Origin of the sequence: Loktanella sp. IMCC34160, assembly GCF_004145845.1 — a bacterium.
GTDB lineage: Bacteria > Pseudomonadota > Alphaproteobacteria > Rhodobacterales > Rhodobacteraceae > SELP01.
Window position 1 is genome coordinate 71,234 of the sequence record NZ_SELP01000008.1, and the last position, 16,513, is coordinate 87,746.

General features: G+C 62.6%; 19 protein-coding genes. 13 read left to right on the plus strand and 6 right to left on the minus strand.

All coding sequences use genetic code 11. From position 1 onward, the window contains the following. Nucleotides 1-74 precede the first annotated feature (74 nt). From pyk to mscL, 9 genes are all read left to right on the plus strand, one after another. Nucleotides 75-1,520: a pyruvate kinase gene (pyk, locus tag EU803_RS17275; protein ID WP_129685160.1), complete on the plus strand. Its 1,446-nt coding sequence runs from the start codon at nt 75-77 to the stop codon at nt 1,518-1,520. Between the two features lie 31 nt (nt 1,521-1,551). Beyond that, nucleotides 1,552-1,776, plus strand: coding sequence for a hypothetical protein (locus EU803_RS17280; protein ID WP_129685162.1), 225 nt, complete (start codon nt 1,552-1,554; stop codon nt 1,774-1,776). Between the two features lie 117 nt (nt 1,777-1,893). After that, a complete protein-coding gene (rpmI, locus tag EU803_RS17285) occupies nt 1,894-2,094 on the plus strand; it encodes a 50S ribosomal protein L35 (protein WP_129685164.1) in 201 nt (66 codons plus the stop codon). A gap of 13 nt (nt 2,095-2,107) precedes the next feature. After that, nucleotides 2,108-2,467: a 50S ribosomal protein L20 gene (rplT, locus tag EU803_RS17290; RefSeq protein WP_129685166.1), complete on the plus strand. Its 360-nt coding sequence runs from the start codon at nt 2,108-2,110 to the stop codon at nt 2,465-2,467. A 144-nt stretch (nt 2,468-2,611) separates the two neighbouring features. Next, nucleotides 2,612-3,682 (plus strand): phenylalanine--tRNA ligase subunit alpha, encoded by a 1,071-nt coding sequence (gene pheS, locus EU803_RS17295; protein ID WP_129685168.1) that lies wholly within the window; start codon nt 2,612-2,614, stop codon nt 3,680-3,682. 130 nt (nt 3,683-3,812) lie between these two features. Next, nucleotides 3,813-6,209 (plus strand): phenylalanine--tRNA ligase subunit beta, encoded by a 2,397-nt coding sequence (gene pheT / locus EU803_RS17300; RefSeq protein WP_129685170.1) that lies wholly within the window; start codon nt 3,813-3,815, stop codon nt 6,207-6,209. Nucleotides 6,210-6,214: 5 nt separating this feature from the next. Then, nucleotides 6,215-6,658 (plus strand): GNAT family N-acetyltransferase, encoded by a 444-nt coding sequence (locus tag EU803_RS17305; RefSeq protein ID WP_129685172.1) that lies wholly within the window; start codon nt 6,215-6,217, stop codon nt 6,656-6,658. A gap of 9 nt (nt 6,659-6,667) precedes the next feature. Beyond that, complete coding sequence (locus EU803_RS17310) at nt 6,668-7,117, plus strand: YtoQ family protein (protein WP_129685174.1); 450 nt, start codon at nt 6,668-6,670, stop codon at nt 7,115-7,117. 129 nt (nt 7,118-7,246) lie between these two features. Continuing rightward, nucleotides 7,247-7,681, plus strand: a complete 435-nt coding sequence (mscL, locus tag EU803_RS17315; RefSeq protein ID WP_129685176.1) for a large conductance mechanosensitive channel protein MscL — start codon at nt 7,247-7,249, stop codon at nt 7,679-7,681. Between the two features lie 47 nt (nt 7,682-7,728). Here the strand turns inward: mscL and EU803_RS17320 are convergent, their stop codons facing one another. Together EU803_RS17320 and ald are read right to left on the minus strand one after the other, a co-directional pair. After that, nucleotides 7,729-8,958, minus strand: a complete 1,230-nt coding sequence (locus tag EU803_RS17320; RefSeq protein WP_129685178.1) for a cytochrome P450 — start codon at nt 8,956-8,958, stop codon at nt 7,729-7,731. Between the two features lie 102 nt (nt 8,959-9,060). Further along, a complete protein-coding gene (gene ald / locus EU803_RS17325; RefSeq protein ID WP_129685180.1) occupies nt 9,061-10,176 on the minus strand; it encodes an alanine dehydrogenase in 1,116 nt (371 codons plus the stop codon). A 161-nt stretch (nt 10,177-10,337) separates the two neighbouring features. On the opposite strand from ald, the gene EU803_RS17330 reads away from it, so the two are divergent. Beyond that, on the plus strand, nt 10,338-10,796 hold the full coding sequence (locus EU803_RS17330) for an Lrp/AsnC family transcriptional regulator (protein WP_129685182.1): 459 nt from the start codon (nt 10,338-10,340) through the stop codon (nt 10,794-10,796). 72 nt (nt 10,797-10,868) lie between these two features. Here EU803_RS17330 and rpsU read toward each other — a convergent pair whose 3' ends face one another. Beyond that, nucleotides 10,869-11,075 carry a 30S ribosomal protein S21 gene (rpsU, locus tag EU803_RS17335; RefSeq protein WP_129685184.1) on the minus strand — a complete coding sequence of 69 codons (207 nt, stop codon included), beginning with the start codon at nt 11,073-11,075 and terminating at the stop codon, nt 10,869-10,871. Between the two features lie 107 nt (nt 11,076-11,182). Here rpsU and EU803_RS17340 point away from each other — a divergent pair, with 107 nt between their 5' ends. Both EU803_RS17340 and EU803_RS17345 read left to right on the plus strand, forming a co-directional pair. After that, the gene (locus EU803_RS17340; RefSeq protein ID WP_129685186.1) at nt 11,183-11,902 is read left to right on the plus strand and encodes a COQ9 family protein; all 720 of its coding nucleotides are present in this window, start codon (nt 11,183-11,185) and stop codon (nt 11,900-11,902) included. After that, entirely contained in the window at nt 11,902-12,888 is a 987-nt protein-coding gene (locus tag EU803_RS17345; RefSeq protein WP_129685301.1) for an NAD(P)H-quinone oxidoreductase, read from the plus strand. Before EU803_RS17340 ends, EU803_RS17345 begins: the two co-directional genes overlap by 1 nt. On the opposite strand, the gene EU803_RS17350 is transcribed toward EU803_RS17345, so the two are convergent. Continuing rightward, complete coding sequence (locus EU803_RS17350) at nt 12,885-13,520, minus strand: ribonuclease T2 (protein ID WP_129685188.1); 636 nt, start codon at nt 13,518-13,520, stop codon at nt 12,885-12,887. The two genes, EU803_RS17345 and EU803_RS17350, sit on opposite strands and share 4 nt — an antisense overlap. 126 nt (nt 13,521-13,646) lie before the next feature. On the opposite strand from EU803_RS17350, the gene EU803_RS17355 reads away from it, so the two are divergent. Beyond that, nucleotides 13,647-14,429 carry a DUF1013 domain-containing protein gene (locus EU803_RS17355; protein WP_129685190.1) on the plus strand — a complete coding sequence of 261 codons (783 nt, stop codon included), beginning with the start codon at nt 13,647-13,649 and terminating at the stop codon, nt 14,427-14,429. Between the two features lie 75 nt (nt 14,430-14,504). On the opposite strand, the gene EU803_RS17360 is transcribed toward EU803_RS17355, so the two are convergent. Next, nucleotides 14,505-15,491 (minus strand): hypothetical protein, encoded by a 987-nt coding sequence (locus EU803_RS17360; protein ID WP_129685193.1) that lies wholly within the window; start codon nt 15,489-15,491, stop codon nt 14,505-14,507. A 51-nt stretch (nt 15,492-15,542) separates the two neighbouring features. Then, nucleotides 15,543-16,352 (minus strand): division plane positioning ATPase MipZ, encoded by an 810-nt coding sequence (locus EU803_RS17365; RefSeq protein ID WP_129685195.1) that lies wholly within the window; start codon nt 16,350-16,352, stop codon nt 15,543-15,545. Nucleotides 16,353-16,513 lie beyond the last annotated feature (161 nt).

Consider the following 16,513-nt stretch of genomic DNA (forward strand, 5'->3'; position numbering starts at 1 on the left):
GGCGCAAATCGCGTGTTATCGCTAACGGCGCGAATCCGGCCATGGGCCGCCACAAGGATCGAAGGAACTGTCGCATGAGACGCCACCGCAATGTGAAAATCGTCGCCACGCTTGGCCCGGCCTCCAGCACCTATGAAATGATACGGGGGCTTCACGAGGCGGGCGCCGATGTGTTCCGTCTGAACATGAGCCACGGATCGCACGACGAAATTGCTGAACGGCACGCCATCATCCGCAAGGTCGAGGCGGAACTTGGGTCGCCCATCGCGATCCTGGCCGACCTTCAGGGGCCGAAGCTGCGTCTTGGCACCTTCGCCAATGGCGAGGAAGAGTTGACCGAAGGCCAGTCGTTCCGGCTGGACCTGAGCGACGCGCCGGGCGATGCAACCCGCGTACAGCTGCCCCACAAAGAGATTTTCGACGCGCTGGAACCCAACGCGACCCTTCTGGTCAACGACGGCAAGATCCGCCTTCGGGTCAAGGATTGTGGCCGCGACTTTGCCGATTGCGTCGTCGAAGTGCCGGGGGTGATTTCGAACCGCAAGGGCGTGAACGTGCCGGACGTCGTCCTGCCCTTGGCCGCCCTGTCCGAGAAGGACCGCAAGGATCTGGAGTTTGTCTGCGAATTGGGCGTGGATTGGCTGGCCCTGTCCTTCGTCCAGCGCCCCGCCGACGTGGAAGAGGCCCGTGGCCTTGCCAAGGGTCGCGCGTCGATCCTGTCGAAGATTGAAAAGCCCGCTGCCGTGAAGGCCTTTGACGAAATCCTTGCCGTGTCGGACGGGATCATGGTCGCCCGCGGCGACCTTGGCGTTGAACTGCCGGTGCAGAACGTGCCCCCGATCCAGAAGCGGCTGATCCGGAAATCCCGCGCTGCCGCCAAACCGGTGATCGTCGCGACCCAGATGCTGGAAAGCATGATCGACAGCCCGATGCCCACCCGCGCCGAAGTTTCGGACGTGGCAACCGCGATTTATGAAGGCGCAGACGCGATCATGCTCTCGGCCGAATCCGCCGCCGGCAGTTTCCCGATCGAGGCTGTCACTACGATGAGCAACGTGGCCATCGAAGTGGAAAGCGACCCCACTTATACCGACATCATCGAGGCCAGCCGCAAGGCCGACCGCAAGACGGTTGCCGACGGGATTGTCGCTGCCGCCCGCGAGATTGCCGAAACCACCAGCGTCAAGGCGATCTGCTGCTATTCACAGTCGGGGACCACGGCGCTTCTGGTGTCGCGTGAACGTCCGCGCGTGCCGATCATCGCCCTGACCAGCTTGGAACGCACCGCCCGCCGCCTGTGCCTGTCCTGGGGGACCAGCTGTGTGATTACCGGCAATGTCGACCGGTTCAAGACCGCCGTGATCGAGGCTGTCCGCGCCGCCAAGGCCGAAGGCTTGGCAGGAGAGCAGGACATGGTCGTCGTCACCGCCGGGGTTCCGTTCAATACGCCGGGGACCACGAACATCCTGCGCGTCGCCCCCTGTGAGGAACGTTTGATTTACAGCGCCGAAGCGGAGTAGTATCCGGCAGTCAGTTTGTGTTGAGTGCCCAATGGATACAGATCTTTACTTTGTAATCGGCCTGATTGTTGCGGGCTTCTCTATCCCGCCGATCTTCGGCGCCCTTTCTGAAGGGCGGGCGCCGCGGGCCGCGGCGATTGCAATTCTGATCGGCGGCGGGCTGGTTGCGCTGGCTGTCAATGAACGTCCGGGCACCTATTCGATCAGCGAAATCCCCGACGCTTTTGTTCGGGTCGTAGGCCGATACATAAACTAGACCTTTCGGCTCTTGCCTTTCGTCCATGCGCGGCCTATACGGCGCGCTCAACCCGCGGGACCGGCCGGAATGGCATGCCGAGTCGCGCGTCCGACCAACCCTTTCGAGGAGATGGAAATGCCGAAGATGAAGACAAAATCGAGCTGCAAAAAGCGGTTCAAAGTGACGGCCTCGGGCCGGATCAAGGCCGGTCAGGCAGGCAAGCGCCACGGCATGATCAAGCGCACCAACAAATTCCTCCGCGATGCTCGCGGCACCACCACCCTGTCTAAGGCTGATGAAGGTATCATCAAGCCGATGATGCCCTACGCGCGCTAAGGAGGACTGAAAGATGCGAGTTAAAGGCGGAACCGTCACTCATCGTCGTCACAAGAAGGTCCTTGATGCTGCCAAGGGCTACTACGACCGTCGCTCCAAGACCTTCAAGGTCGCGCGTCAGGCCGTGGACAAGGCCAACCAGTACGCCACCCGTGACCGCAAGGCCCGCAAGCGGAACTTCCGCGCGCTGTGGATCCAGCGGATCAACGCCGGTGTGCGCGCCCTGGATGCCGATCTGACCTATTCGAAGTTCATCAACGGGCTGTCCAAAGCCGGGATCGAAGTGGACCGCAAGGTTCTCGCCGATCTGGCCGTGCACGAGCCCGAAGCGTTTAGCGCCATCGTCGACAAGGCGAAGGCCGCGCTCGCTTAACCCCCAGCCGGGTTAGAACATTACGAAGCCGCGGACCCTCGCCGGGGGCCGCGGCTTTTTGTTTGTCTGCAGCCCCGGCAAAGCGTTGCGGCCCCGCCCGCCATTGAGTAGCACACGGGCAAGTGAACAAAGGACGCCAGAGACATGGACGATCTGAAGAACAAATACCTTGGGCTGATTGCCAATGCCGCCGACGAGGACGCGATCGAGGCGGTCCGCCTTGCGGCCATTGGCAAGAAGGGCGAGATCGCCCTGAAGATGCGTGAACTGGGCAAAATGACCCCGGAAGAGCGGCAGGTGATGGGCCCGGCGCTGAACGCGCTGAAGGACGAGATCAACAGCGCGCTGGCCGCCAAGAAGGTCGCGCTGGCAGATGCGGCGCTGGACGAGCGGCTGCGTGGCGAATGGCTGGACGTGACCCTGCCGTCGCGCCCGCGCCGCATGGGCAGCATCCACCCGATCAGCCAGGTGACCGAGGAACTGTCGGCCATTTTCGCAGACATGGGCTTTGCCGTGGCCGAAGGCCCGCAGATCGACAGCGATTGGTATAACTTCGACGCGCTGAACATCCCCGGCCACCACCCTGCACGGGCCGAGATGGACACCTTCTACATGCACCGGGCTGAAGGCGACAACCGCCCGCCCCACGTCCTGCGCACCCACACCAGCCCGGTCCAGATCCGCACCATGGAAAAGACCGGCGCGCCCATTCGCATCATCGCGCCGGGCCGCGTTTACCGCGCCGATTATGACCAGACCCACACCCCGATGTTCCATCAGGTCGAAGGGCTGGCCATCGACAAGGATATCTCGATGGCCAACCTGAAATGGGTGCTTGAGGAATTTCTGTCGGCCTTCTTCGGCAAGCGGGTCAAGACGCGGTTCCGTGCCTCGCATTTCCCGTTCACCGAGCCCTCGGCCGAGGTGGACGTGCAGTGTCGCTGGGACAACGGATCGGTCACCGTGGGCGAAGGCGACGACTGGCTCGAGGTGCTTGGGTCCGGCATGGTGCACCCCAAGGTGCTGCAGAACGCGGGCATCGACCCCAATGAATGGCAGGGCTTTGCCTTTGGCATCGGGATCGACCGGATCGCCATGCTGAAATACGGCATCCCCGACCTGCGGGCCTTCTTCGACAGCGACCTGCGCTGGCTGCGGCACTACGGGTTCGCCGCGCTGGATGTGCCGACGCTGCACGGGGGGCTGTCGCGGTGACGCCGATATCCATCATCTGCGGCGCGTCAGCGCCGCATCGCGCCCGACCCGCCCCCATGGGCGGGCGCGATTGCGCCCACCCCGGGACGGGCGCGATGCTCACCAATTCGCTCCACAAGGAGACACGCGCATGAAATTCACCCTCTCCTGGCTCAAAGAGCATCTTGAGACCGACGCCACCGTTGACGAGATCACCGAGGCGCTGACCGACCTTGGGCTTGAGGTCGAAGGCGTCGAAAACCCGGCGCAGAAGCTGGCCACCTTCACGCTGGCCAAGGTCAAGCACGCCGAACAGCACCCCGATGCCGACCGCCTGCGCGTCTGCACCGTGGAAACCGACGAAGGCGACAAGCAGATCGTCTGCGGCGCCCCCAACGCCCGCGCGGGTATCACCGTGGTGCTGGCGAAACCCGGCGACTATGTCCCCGGCATCGACGTGACCCTTTCTGTCGGCAAGATCCGCGGCGTTGAAAGCCACGGGATGATGGCATCGGAACGCGAGCTGGAGCTGTCGGACGAACATGACGGCATCATCGAACTGCCCTCGGGCGAGGTCGGTCAGAAGTTCATCGATTGGCTGGCGGTCAACGACCCATCCAAGGTTGATCCGGTGATCGAGATCGCGATTACCCCGAACCGGCCCGACGCGCTGGGTGTTCAGGGGATCGCCCGTGACCTTGCCGCGCGCGGATTGGGCAAGCTGATCGCGCGGCCGGTTGATCCGGTCCCGGTCAGCTTTGAAAGTGACATTAAGGTGTCCATTGATGACGACACGCTTGAATTGGCCCCGGTTTTCTATGGCCGTTTGATCAAGGGCGTGAAGAACGGCCCCTCGCCGCAATGGTTGCAGGACCGGCTCAAGGCCATCGGGTTGCGCCCGATTTCCTTCCTTGTCGATGTGACGAACTTCTTCACCTATGACCGGAACCGCCCGCTGCACGTCTTCGACGCGGACAAGGTCAAGGGCGATCTGCGGGTGCACCGTGCCAAAGGCGGGGAAGAGTTCCTCGCGCTGGACGAAAAGACCTATACCCTTGCCGAAGGCATGGTCGCCATTTCCGATGACACCGGCGTGGAAAGCCTTGCCGGGATCATGGGGGGCGAACATTCCGGCTGCACCGAAGAGACGGTGAATGTCTTCGTCGAAAGCGCTTATTGGGAGCCGGTGAACATCGCCCTGACGGGGCGCGCGCTGAAGATCAATTCCGACGCCCGCTATCGGTTTGAACGCGGGATCGACCCGGCGTTTTCGCTGGAAGGCCTGGAACTTGCCGTGCGGATGATCGTGGATCATGCGGGCGGAGAGGCGTCCGAGGTGGTCAAGGCGGGTGAGGTGCCGGATCATTCCCGGTCCTACAAGCTGGACCCGAAGCGGGTGATCAGCCTAGTCGGGATGGAGATCCCCGAGGCCGAACAGCGCCAGACCCTGACCGCGCTTGGGTTCCGCATGGAAGGCGACAAGGCCCATGTGCCAAGCTGGCGGCCCGACGTGCTGGGCGAGGCGGATCTGGTCGAGGAAGTGGCCCGGATCGCGTCGCTGACCAAGCTGGAGGGCAAGCCCCTACCGCGCGTCGCCCCCGGCGTGCCGAAACCGATCCTGACCCCCGGTCAGGTGCGCGCCACCGCGGCCCGCCGCACCGCCGCGGCGCTGGGCTACAATGAATGCGTCACCTACAGCTTCATCGACCAACAGGCCGCGTCGCTGTTCGGCGGCGGCGAAGATGGCTCGATGCTGGAAAACCCGATTTCCAGCGACATGAGCCATATGCGCCCCGACCTGCTGCCCGGTCTGTTGCGTGCCGCCGCCCGCAATCAGGCGCGTGGTTTCATGGATCTTGCGCTGTTTGAATGCGGCCATGCGTTCCACGGCGGAGAGCCGGGCGAGCAGAACCTGCAAATCTCGGGCGTGCTGATCGGCCGGACCGGGCCGAAGGACGTGCATGGTGCCTCGCGGCCTGTGGACCTTTATGATGCCAAGGCCGATGCCGAGGCGGTTCTGGCCGCCATCGGCGCGCCCGCCAAGGTGCAGATCCTGCGCAATGGGCCGGATTGGTGGCATCCGGGCCGCCACGGCCAGATTTGCCTTGGCCCGAAGAAGGTGTTGGGCGTCTTTGGGGAAATCCACCCCAAGGTCCTGCGCGACATGGACATCAAGGGCCCGGCGGTCGGCTTTACCATCTGGCCCGAGGAAGTGCCGCTGCCCCGCAGCCAAAGTTCCGCCCGCCCGGCGCTTCAGGTGTCTGAATTCCAGGCTGTCGAACGGGATTTCGCCTTTGTGGTGGATGCCGGGATAGAGGCGCTGACCCTGATCAACGCCGCAGCCGGGGCCGACAAGACCCTGATCGAAGAGGTTCGCCTGTTCGATGAATTCACTGGCGGAAGCCTTGGCGAGGGCAAGAAGTCCCTTGCCATCACCGTGCGCATCCAGCCGACGGAGGGCACGTTGAAGGACAAGGACATCGAAGCGCTGAGCGCCAAAATCGTCGAGAAGGTGAGCAAGGCGACCGGCGGCACCCTGCGCGGGTGACGCGAATGGAAATCCGCCGCGCCAAAATGACGGATGCAGCGGCCCTGACCGATGTTGTCAGGGCCGCCTACGCCCCCTTTCGGGAGGCTGGCCTGAACCTGCCCGATGTTGAGGCTGGCATCGACGATGCCATCGTGGAGACGCCGGTTTGGTTGGCTGTCGAACAGGATGTGATCCTTGGAGGGGTCATCGTCCGGCAGTCCGACACAATGATCCAGGTTGAAAATCTTGCGGTCCATCCGGGCGCGTCGGGGCGGGGTGTGGGGAAAGGCCTTTTGCAGACCGTGGAAGACTGGGCGCGGGAACAGGGGGCGCGAGGTCTGCAACTGGCGACCCATGCGGACATGGCCGGAACCGTCGCGTTCTACCGGCGGCTTGGCTGGCGTGAGGTGGGCAGAGAGGGCGCAAAGCTCTATCTTGCGAAGATATTGACTGAAAACGAGCCCTAGGAGAACGACATGACCCTGAACGTCTACCTGTCCGGTGAGATTCATACCGACTGGCGCGACCAGATCATCGAGGGGGCCAAGGGCCTGGATGTGACGTTTTCAGCCCCGGTTACGGATCACGACGCCAGCGATGATTGCGGCGTGTCGATCCTTGGGGCGGAGGACAACAAGTATTGGCACGACCACAAGGGTGCGATGGTCAACGCGATCCGCACCCGCAAGGGGATCGCCGATGCCGATGTCGTCGTCGTCCGGTTTGGCGAGAAATACCGCCAGTGGAACGCGGCCTTTGACGCGGGCTATGCCGCCGCGTTGGGCAAGTCGCTAATCGTCCTGCAGATGCCCGAACATGACCACGCCCTGAAGGAAGTCGACGCAGCCGCGCTTGCCGTAGCGCGGGAACCGTCGCAGGTTGTCGATATCCTGCGCTACGTTCTTACAGGTTCCCTTCCGGGATAAGCGCGGCCCACGGCTGAGGGGAATGCGCGCGCAAAATTACCATGGAAATGTGACAGGCTGCCGTTAAGATCACCGACACGCGGGGCCAATGTGAACAGGCCACGTCAACAACAATATGTGGGGACAAGTATGCTCAAGGAATTCAAGGATTTCATTGCCAAGGGCAATGTTATGGACATGGCCGTCGGGATTATCATCGGCGCAGCCTTCACCGCTATCGTCAGCAGCCTTGTCGCTGACCTGATCAACCCGATCATCGGGCTGTTCACCGGCGGCGTCGATTTCACCAATAACTACGCGGTTCTGTCTGGCGAGGTCGCCGAGGGCGCGAGCCTTGAGGCCGCACGCGAGGCCGGGGCGTCTGTCTTTGCCTACGGGTCGTTCATCATGGCCGTGATCAACTTCCTGATCATCGCTTGGGTCGTATTCATGCTGGTCAAGGCAGTGAACAAGGCCAAGGATGCCGCCGCGAAGGAAGAAGAGGCCGCCGCCGAGGCCGCGCCCGCAGGTCCGAGCGAGATCGACCTGCTGACCGAGATCCGCGACGCGCTGGCCAAGAAGTAAGTCCACCACCACGGAACGGAGAGGGCCTGCCGACCGGCGGGCCCTTTCTATGTGGTGAAGGTCACTTTCAATGCCTTCGGGCCGCGCACGGACAGGCCGGTTTTGTAGATCGGGGCCTCTTCGGCCAGTTCGATCCGGCTGAACCGGTCGAACAATTGGCCAAAGACCACCTCCATGTCGATCCGGGCCAATTGGTTCCCAAGGCAGAAATGGGCGCCGCCGCCAAAGGCCAGATGCCGGTTGGGGTTGCGCCCCACGTCAAAGGTCTCGGGCAGGTCAAAGGCCGCCGGGTCGCGGTTGGCGGCCCCGTAAAGTACGCCGATCCGGTCGCCGCGATGGAAGGTCTTCCCGGCCACCTCGCAGTCTTCCGTCGCATAGCGGTGGAAGAATGGCAGGGGGCTTTCATAGCGAAACATCTCCTGAATGGCGGTCGGCATCAGCCCCCGGTCGTCCCGCAGCCGTCGCATCTGATCCGGGTGGCGCAGGAGCGCGTGCATACCGGACCCCAGAACGTCGATGGTTGACCCGTGGCCCGCCATCAGGATCAACATGCAGGTGGAAATCAGCTCGTCCTCGGACAGATCGCCCCGGTCCAGTGCCCCGATCAGCGAGGTCAGGATGCCGTCGTCTGGTTCCGTCCGGCGCAGTTTCATCAAGTCCAGAAGGTAGTGATAGAAATCGGTGACAGCCTGTTCCGCCTTGGCCTTCTTCGCATCGGTGCGGTCGATATCAAAATAGCTGACGGTATCTTCGGACCATTGCCGCAGCTGGGGGCAGTCTTCATCCGGCACCCCGATTACCCGGCCGATCACATGGCCCGGAATATGGGCCGCGAAGTCGCCGATGAAATCTATGGTCCCCTTGTCCGCAACCTCGTCTACCAGACCCGCCACGAAGGTTTCGATCATGCCGCGCTGACCGGCTAGATGGGTCTTGGTGAATTCTCGAAACACCAGTTTGCGCAGCCGGTCGTGCACCGGCCCGTCACTGTCCAGAAGGCTGAACTGCACGAAGCGTTCGTGGTTTGGCATATCGTGAAAATTCTCGGCCCGTTGCTGGGCGGCGCGGTCCTCGTCTGACATGAAGGCGTCGGATGCCCGGACCATCGTCTTGTCCTGAACGACCCGGTTCACATCTTCAAACCGCGAAACCAGCCAGATGTCGAAATCATCAAACCGAACCGGGCCGGGCTGGGCGCGCAGATCCGCGTAGGCCGGGTAGGGGTCTTGGGCGAAAGCGGGCGAAAGGGGATCGAAGGACGGGGGCAGGTCTGACATGGCTGTATCCATTTTTTCCAAGCATGGCACAGGCCAGATGCAAAAGAGAAGGCCCGCCGGGAGGGTGGCGGGCCTTCTTGTGGTTCGCAGATGCGTTCGGACCTACTTGATCGCCAGTTGCGGCGACAGAACGTCGATCCCAAGGGCCTCGCCAACTGCGTAGTAGGTCAGTTGACCGGCGTGGACGTTCAGACCGTTCAGCAGATGCTTGTCGTCTGCGCAGGCCTGTTTCCAGCCCTTGTTCGCCAGCGCCATCATGAAGGGCATGGTGGCATTGCCAAGCGCGATGGTGGAGGTGCGGGCCACCGCGCCGGGCATGTTGGCCACGCAGTAATGCATGATGCCATCCACGTCATAGATCGGGTCCTGGTGGGTCGTCGCGCGGGAGGTTTCAAAGCACCCGCCCTGGTCGATCGCCACGTCAACCAGAACCGCGCCGGGCTTCAGTTCCGACAGCTGGTCGCGCTTGATCAGCTTGGGCGCGGCGGCGCCCGGGATCAACACGGCACCGATGATCATGTCGGCCTGACGGGCCAGGTCGATGGTGTTGCCGGCGCTGGCGTAGGAGGTCTTGAAGGTGCCGCCAAAGACGTCGTCAAGGTAACGCAGGCGGGGCAGGGACCGGTCCAGAACGGTCACATCGGCGCCCATACCGGCGGCGATCTTGGCCGCGTGGGTGCCGACGACACCGCCGCCGATCACCACGACCTTGGCCGGGCCGACGCCCGGAACGCCGCCCATCAGGACGCCGCGGCCGCCATTGGCCTTTTGCAGGGTCCAGCTGCCAACCTGCGGCGCCAGACGGCCCGCAACTTCGGACATCGGGGCCAGCAGGGGCAGGCCGCCGCGGTCGTCGGTCACGGTTTCATAGGCGATGGCGGTGCAGCCCGAAGCCAGAAGGTCCTTCGTCTGTTCCGGATCGGGCGCAAGGTGCAGGTAGGTGAACAGAAGCTGGCCTTCGCGCAGCATCTTGCGTTCGCCAGCCTGCGGCTCTTTCACCTTCACGATCATGTCGGCGGCGTCGAAGACCTCTTTTGCCGTGCCGGCGATCTTGGCGCCAACGGCGATGTAGTCCTCATCGGCAAAGCCAGCGCCAGCACCGGCGTTGGTTTCGATGGTGACGGTGTGACCGGCCAAAATGGCCTCGTGCGCAGCGTTCGGGGTCATCCCGACCCGGAATTCCTGCGGCTTGATTTCCTTTGGGCAACCGATGTGCATTTGGGCGTCCTCCTCGTCCCCCGGGGCAGGGGGAGTGTTTTCATCTGAACCGACTGTCGCGCGTCCCTATTGCAATTGCTTGGGGATTCTTTGTATAGCGGGACGAAATTTTCGAATGTTTGTGCGTGTATATCGAAAAAGTTAGGAAAGGCGTGCGCGAGATGGAACTGGATCACATTGATCGTCGACTCCTTGAGGCCCTTCAGAAGGATGGCCGCATGTCGAATGCGGAACTGTCCGAACAGGTGAACCTGTCGCCTTCGGCCTGCCACCGCCGGGTTCAGCGGCTGGAAAAGGACGGGTTCATCAAAGGCTATGTCGCGCTTCTGTCGCCGCGCCGTCTTGGCCGCCCGTCGCTGGTATTTGTCGAGATCACGCTCAGCGGGCAGGCCGACGAAATCCTTGATGCTTTCGAAAAGGCCGTGGCGCGGGTTCCGGATGTGCTGGAATGTCACCTGATGGCCGGGTCGGCGGACTACTTGCTCAAGGTCGTTGCGCGCGACACGGACGATTTTGCGCGTATCCACCGACAGTATCTGGCGACCTTGCCGGGGGTGCAGACCATGCAATCCTCTTTTGCGCTGCGCACGGTTCGCCAGACCACGGCCCTTCCGGTCTGAGCGGGCAAAGAAAAACCCCCGTGGCCAGGCCGCGGGGGTAATCCGAATCGTTCTCAGGCGATCAAGGGGTGCTTAGAGCAGACCCTCGCGCTGTGCCTTCTTACGAGCCAGCTTGCGCTGACGGCGGATGGCTTCTGCCTTCTCGCGCGCCTTGCGGATGGAGGGCTTCTCGAAGTGCTGACGCAGCTTCATTTCACGGAAGACACCTTCACGCTGCAGCTTTTTCTTGAGGGCACGAAGTGCCTGATCGACGTTGTTGTCGCGAACGCTAACCTGCATGTGGTTTTCACCACCTTTCTAAGTTGGATTTGCAAAAAGATTGCAGGAGCCGCGCCTATAGCAACTCCCCCGTGGTTTGTCTAGTGTATGCTCCGAAGGAGACCGCTATGGATGCCACCGTGACCGCACCGCAGATTTCCGAACAGAAGCAACGGCTTCTGGATGCGATCCTGCCACACGTTCCGTTTGACGGCTGGACCGACGCCGCATGGGCCGCGGCCCTTGCCGATCTGGGCGTGTCAGAGGCCGAAGGGCGGTTGATTGCGCCGCGGGGCTCTGTCGATCTGGCCGTGGCCTATCATCAGGCAGGCGACGCGGCGATGCTGGACCGGGCAACGGCAGAGGACCTGTCAACGCTGCGCTATTCCGAACGTGTCGCGCGGCTGATCCGCCTGCGTCTTGACGGGGCCGACCGAGAGGTCGTGCGCCGGGGCACGGCCCTGTTCGCCATGCCGCATCACGCGGCCGAAGGGGCGGCGCTGATCTGGGGCACCGCCGATCTGATCTGGCGGGCGCTTGGCGATACCTCGGATGATCTGAACTGGTATTCAAAGCGGGCGATCCTGTCGGGCGTCTACGGGTCGACCGTCTTGTTCTGGCTCGGGGATGACAGTGGTGGGGTGGATACAGATGCCTTCATCGACCGCCGCATTGCCGATGTCATGCGGTTCGAGAAGTTCAAGGCGGACGCGCGGGAAAACCCACTTTTGAAACCCTTCGCCGCCGGGCTTGATCGCCTGTTTTCCGGTGTCCGCGCCCCGGCGGGGCGTGCCGTGCCGGACGATCTGCCAGGGCATTGGTCCCCGTCGACGGGGGGCGAGCAATGATCCCCGAAACCATGCGCGCAATCGAGATTTCCAAGCCGGGCGGGCCCGAGGTTCTGGTTGAAACCACGCGGCCGGTTCCGACACCCGGTGTGGGGCAGGTTCTGTTGCGCGTGGCCTATGCCGGGGTGAACCGCCCCGATGCCCTGCAACGCGCGGGCCTTTACGCCCCACCGCCCACGGCAAGCGACCTGCCGGGACTGGAAGCCTCGGGCGAGGTGGTGGCGGTTGGGTCGGGCGTCGAAGGCGTGGCGAAAGGGGATTTCGTCTGTGCACTTCTGCCCGGCGGCGGCTATGCGGAGTATGTCGTCACGCCTGCAGCGCATTGCCTGCCTGTTCCCGGTGAGTTGACCCTTGAACAAGCGGCCTGCCTTCCCGAGACTTTCTTCACCGTCTGGTCCAATGTCTTCATGCGTGGCGGACTGCGGGGGGGTGAGCGGTTCCTTGTCCATGGGGGATCGTCCGGCATCGGCACAACCGCGATTCAATTGGCGCGGGCCTTTGGGGCACGGGTCTTTGCCACTGCGGGCTCAGACGCTAAATGCGCCGCTTGTGTTGAGCTAGGTGCAGAACGTGCGATCAATTATCGGCAAGAGGATTTCGTGGATGTCCTGCGGGCCGAAGGCGGCGCGAACCTGATCCTCGACATGGTCGGCGGGTCCTATATCGCAAGAAATATCAAGACCCTGGCGGATGATGGGCGGCTGGTCCAGATCGCCTTCCTGCAAGGTCCGAAGGCCGAAATCAACTTTGCTCAGATGATGATGCGGCGGTTGACGATCACCGGCAGCACCTTGCGCCCGCAGTCGGACCTCTCCAAGGCGCGGATCGCGGAAGAGCTGGAGGCGCAGGTCTGGCCGCTGATTGCCGCGGGTCGGGTGGCGCCGGTCATGGACAGTTCGTTCGCGCTGGCCGACGCGGCCAAGGCCCATGCAAAAATGGAAGCCGGGGACCACATCGGAAAGATCGTGCTGAAGGTGGCGGACTAGCGCAGCGGCTGAAACAGGGCGTCATCCAGGGTGCAATCCCGGATCACGTCAGCCCCACAACGGCGCGGTTCCAGCGACCGGTTCAGGCAGATCCGCGCCTCTTGTATCTGGCCGGATCGGCAGGTGATGGTGATCTGGTCTGCCGAAAGGTCCGGATTGTCGCGCAGGAAGGCCTGTTCGACCACCGAAGCCGGCAGGGTCACCGGGTTTTGCAGGCGGCGGAAGAGCTCGGGCCGGACGATCCGGCCATAGGCCTCACGCGAGAGGGCGAAATAATCTTCGGGGGATAGCCCGCTGCACACCCCGTGCTTGCGCCACTGATGCCAGGCCAGCCCGCTGGTTCCCATAATATCGGCCATCGCCCCCGTCTGGCCCCGGCCGGGAGCGTTGAAGCCGGTGCGGCAATAATCCGGCCAGCCCCGTTCGTATTGCGGCCATAGCCCATGCAGGACCCATCCGAACCCGCTGTCCGCATCGCATTGCGGGGAATTGCGCGCATCCCCTTCCAGATCGCACCAGTTGGGCGACCATGACAGGGACAACACGTAATAGTCGAAGTCCCCCGCCGTCCCATCGGCGCGGGCGGCGGAAATTTGCAGGCACAGCAAGAGCAGGGAAATCAGACGAACCATTTTGATCTTTTCACTTGTTCCACGAAAGACTATACAGCGCCCGAGTTCCCCGACAACGAGAACTGGGCCCCTGCGGTCCGCCCCAGATCCGGGGCACGGGGAAGGCATGGATTTAGGAGACGCTTGATGTCTGACAAACCGATCATGGCGAAGGCCACCGCGGTCTGGCTCGTGGATAACACGACCATCACCTTCAAACAGATTGCCGACTTCGTGGGAATGCACGAGTTGGAGATTCAGGGCATCGCCGACGGCGACGTGGCGGTTGGCGTGAAGGGGTTCGACCCGATCGCGAACAACCAACTGACCCAGGAAGAGATCGACAAGGCCGAGGCCAGCCCGCTGCACAAGCTGAAGCTGAAGTTCAACCCCTCCGCCGTGGGCGAGGAAAAGCGGCGTGGCCCGCGCTACACCCCGCTGTCCAAGCGGCAGGACCGTCCGGCTGCCATCCTGTGGCTGGTAAAGTTCCACCCGGAACTGTCCGACAGCCAAGTCGGCAAACTGGTGGGCACCACCAAGCCGACCATCCAGGCGATTCGCGAGCGGACCCACTGGAACATCGGTAACATCCAACCGATCGATCCGGTCGCGCTGGGCCTGTGCAAGCAGTCGGAACTGGATGCCGCCGTGCAGAAGGCCAACGCCAAGAAGGCCAAGGAAGGCGGCGTGATGTCCGACGACGAGCGGCGCAAGCTGGTGTCGACCGAACAGTCGCTGGGCATGGATCCGGAACCGCGGATTCCCACGGCCATTTCCGGGCTTGAAACCTTCACCCTGTCCGACAGCGGTACCGACCCGCGTGGCGACGAGGAGGAAGAAGACGACCGCACCGACAGCGATTTCGCCGATGCCGACAGCTTCTTCAACCTGCCGGGTGACGACGAGGATGATGACGACGACGACCGGTAAACCGGTCTGACGTCGACGATTGAAAGCCCCGGCCATCGCGCCGGGGCTTTTTTGTTGGACCGCTGAAGGTGTGCCCTAGCCGGTTTTCTTGCGCGTGTTCTGAAACCGCCGTGCCAGAAGGATCAGCCCGCCAATCACACCCACAAGAAGATAGTCGATCGCGGGGATGCGGATCACCTCGTTCAGATTTGCCCAGCCCCGGTCCGAATAGATCAGGACAATGGCAAGGGCATAGACCGCGACGAACCCGGCCCGGACGACGCGCGACAGGCCAAGGCCGTGCATCTGGGTGATGACGAAGACGCCCGCAAAGCCGAAGAAGAACATCGGCCAAAATTCCTGCCCCGCCACGAGGGCCACCGTCGTGCCGTGAACCAAAACCGAGACCTCGAGCACAAGCGTCCACCAGCGGTTGGTATGCACACGCGTGAAGACCAGCGCGCCCTGAATCATCAGGAAGAAGGTATAAAGAAACCCCAGAAGGTGGCCGAGCGTGGTTTCCATCGGGTGGAACCAGTAGGTGTAGGTGACGGCCCAGGCGAAATAATAGCCGTGATAGCGGATCAGCACCTGCCGCGCCCCGGCCAGCCATCCGCCGCCGTGGCCGAAGAACAAACCGCGCCGGGGGGCTTCGATGATCAGCACGATCACCAGAAGAAAGATCACCGAAAGCTGGGAGGAAAAGACAGAGGTGTCCTGTGCCAGCCCATCATACCAGACGGCGGTTTGCAGATAGTGCAACAGGCCAAATCCCAGCATTCCGAACAGGCCGATCACGTTGACCGGATGCAGCCGGGTTCGGTCGCGCAATCGGTCCCGGTGTCGTTGGGCCCAGGCGATCAACCCCCAGAAAAACAACTGGTGCAGGGCGTAGAACCCCCAGGCGGTCAGTTGGCCCATCGTGGTTTGTTCTGGCAGTTTCCAATAGTACCACGCGGCCCCCTGATCCGGCAGAAGATCGACCTGCGACAGGATAGGTTCCAGCAAAAGGATCGCGGCCGTCAGAGCACAGGCTGCAATGACGGCGATCCAGAATGTGCGCCAAAGGGGGGAAAGTGTCATATGGCCCTCAGTTCACTTTACGGGTGATACGGGGACGCAGGCCCTTTCGGATCAGAAATCGACGGAAACGCCGGGCAGGTTCAGCGACTTGATCAGGTCGCGCAACTCCTGCCGGGCAGCCACGTTCGAGATATTCAACTGGGTCACCCCGACATCGCGCAGGTCCAGAAGGGTCAGGCCGCGGGGAAAGAGTTCGCGGAAGATCACCCGTTCATTGAAGCCCGGGGCAGTGCGGAACCCGATCCGGCGCGACAGCTTGTTCAGCGCCGCTTCCATCTTTTGCTTGTTGACCATGTTCTGTGCGCCAAGACGGTTGCGCACCACGACCCAGTCGATCGGCGGAAGGCCGGCCTGTGCCCGAAGTTGGCGGGCGTTCCAGACCATTTCCGAATAGACCGATGGGCCGGTGATATTCTCGCCCGCGCTGTCCACATGGGCGAGCAGGTCGAAGTCGATGAAACTGTCGTTCAGCGGTGTGATCAGCGTGTCGGCCAGCGAATGCGCAACCTGACTAAGCCGGGTGTGCGACCCGGGGCAGTCGATCAGGATGAAATCCACGTCAGGTTCCAGCCCTGCGACCGCTGCGGACAGCCGGTGGTCGAAGACGTTTTCGCCCGGCTTCAGGCTGGCCTGATCAATCTCGGGCAGTTCATGATAGCTGGGCGACGGCAGGTCGAGCCCTTCAGCCGCAAGGAAGGCCTGCCGGTTCTGGACATAGCGCCCCAGCGTCTTTTGCCGCAGGTCAAGGTCCAGCGTGCCGACTTTGTGCCCCATCCGGGCCAGCGCCGTGGCCACGTGCATGGAGACGGTCGACTTTCCCGCGCCGCCCTTTTCATTGCCCACTACGATGATATGCGCCACTGCCTGATCCCCGTTGTTCCTGCGCCGACACTATATGTTGGGCTAGGACCCGGGAAAAGCGCTGGCGTTGCTGCGCCTGCAAAATATCGGGGGTTGACTTGTTTGTGCATCAGCCCCATTTGCAGCCAGTCCGAACACCACTGCCGCGTGAGCAGTGCGCC

What these genes read in the sequence shown, in the direction of transcription:
- rpsU (WP_129685184.1), bottom strand. Translation starts at nt 11,075, where the DNA reads ATGCAGGTTAGCGTTCGCGACAACAACGTCGATCAGGCACTTCGTGCC.
- rpmI (WP_129685164.1), top strand. Translation starts at nt 1,894, where the DNA reads ATGCCGAAGATGAAGACAAAATCGAGCTGCAAAAAGCGGTTCAAAGTG.
- EU803_RS17330 (WP_129685182.1), top strand. Translation starts at nt 10,338, where the DNA reads ATGGAACTGGATCACATTGATCGTCGACTCCTTGAGGCCCTTCAGAAG.
- EU803_RS17280 (WP_129685162.1), top strand. Translation starts at nt 1,552, where the DNA reads ATGGATACAGATCTTTACTTTGTAATCGGCCTGATTGTTGCGGGCTTC.
- pyk (WP_129685160.1), top strand. Translation starts at nt 75, where the DNA reads ATGAGACGCCACCGCAATGTGAAAATCGTCGCCACGCTTGGCCCGGCC.
- EU803_RS17360 (WP_129685193.1), bottom strand. Translation starts at nt 15,491, where the DNA reads ATGACACTTTCCCCCCTTTGGCGCACATTCTGGATCGCCGTCATTGCA.
- EU803_RS17340 (WP_129685186.1), top strand. Translation starts at nt 11,183, where the DNA reads ATGGATGCCACCGTGACCGCACCGCAGATTTCCGAACAGAAGCAACGG.
- pheS (WP_129685168.1), top strand. Translation starts at nt 2,612, where the DNA reads ATGGACGATCTGAAGAACAAATACCTTGGGCTGATTGCCAATGCCGCC.
- EU803_RS17310 (WP_129685174.1), top strand. Translation starts at nt 6,668, where the DNA reads ATGACCCTGAACGTCTACCTGTCCGGTGAGATTCATACCGACTGGCGC.
- pheT (WP_129685170.1), top strand. Translation starts at nt 3,813, where the DNA reads ATGAAATTCACCCTCTCCTGGCTCAAAGAGCATCTTGAGACCGACGCC.
- mscL (WP_129685176.1), top strand. Translation starts at nt 7,247, where the DNA reads ATGCTCAAGGAATTCAAGGATTTCATTGCCAAGGGCAATGTTATGGAC.
- EU803_RS17355 (WP_129685190.1), top strand. Translation starts at nt 13,647, where the DNA reads ATGTCTGACAAACCGATCATGGCGAAGGCCACCGCGGTCTGGCTCGTG.
- EU803_RS17305 (WP_129685172.1), top strand. Translation starts at nt 6,215, where the DNA reads ATGGAAATCCGCCGCGCCAAAATGACGGATGCAGCGGCCCTGACCGAT.
- EU803_RS17320 (WP_129685178.1), bottom strand. Translation starts at nt 8,958, where the DNA reads ATGTCAGACCTGCCCCCGTCCTTCGATCCCCTTTCGCCCGCTTTCGCC.
- EU803_RS17350 (WP_129685188.1), bottom strand. Translation starts at nt 13,520, where the DNA reads ATGGTTCGTCTGATTTCCCTGCTCTTGCTGTGCCTGCAAATTTCCGCC.
- rplT (WP_129685166.1), top strand. Translation starts at nt 2,108, where the DNA reads ATGCGAGTTAAAGGCGGAACCGTCACTCATCGTCGTCACAAGAAGGTC.
- ald (WP_129685180.1), bottom strand. Translation starts at nt 10,176, where the DNA reads ATGCACATCGGTTGCCCAAAGGAAATCAAGCCGCAGGAATTCCGGGTC.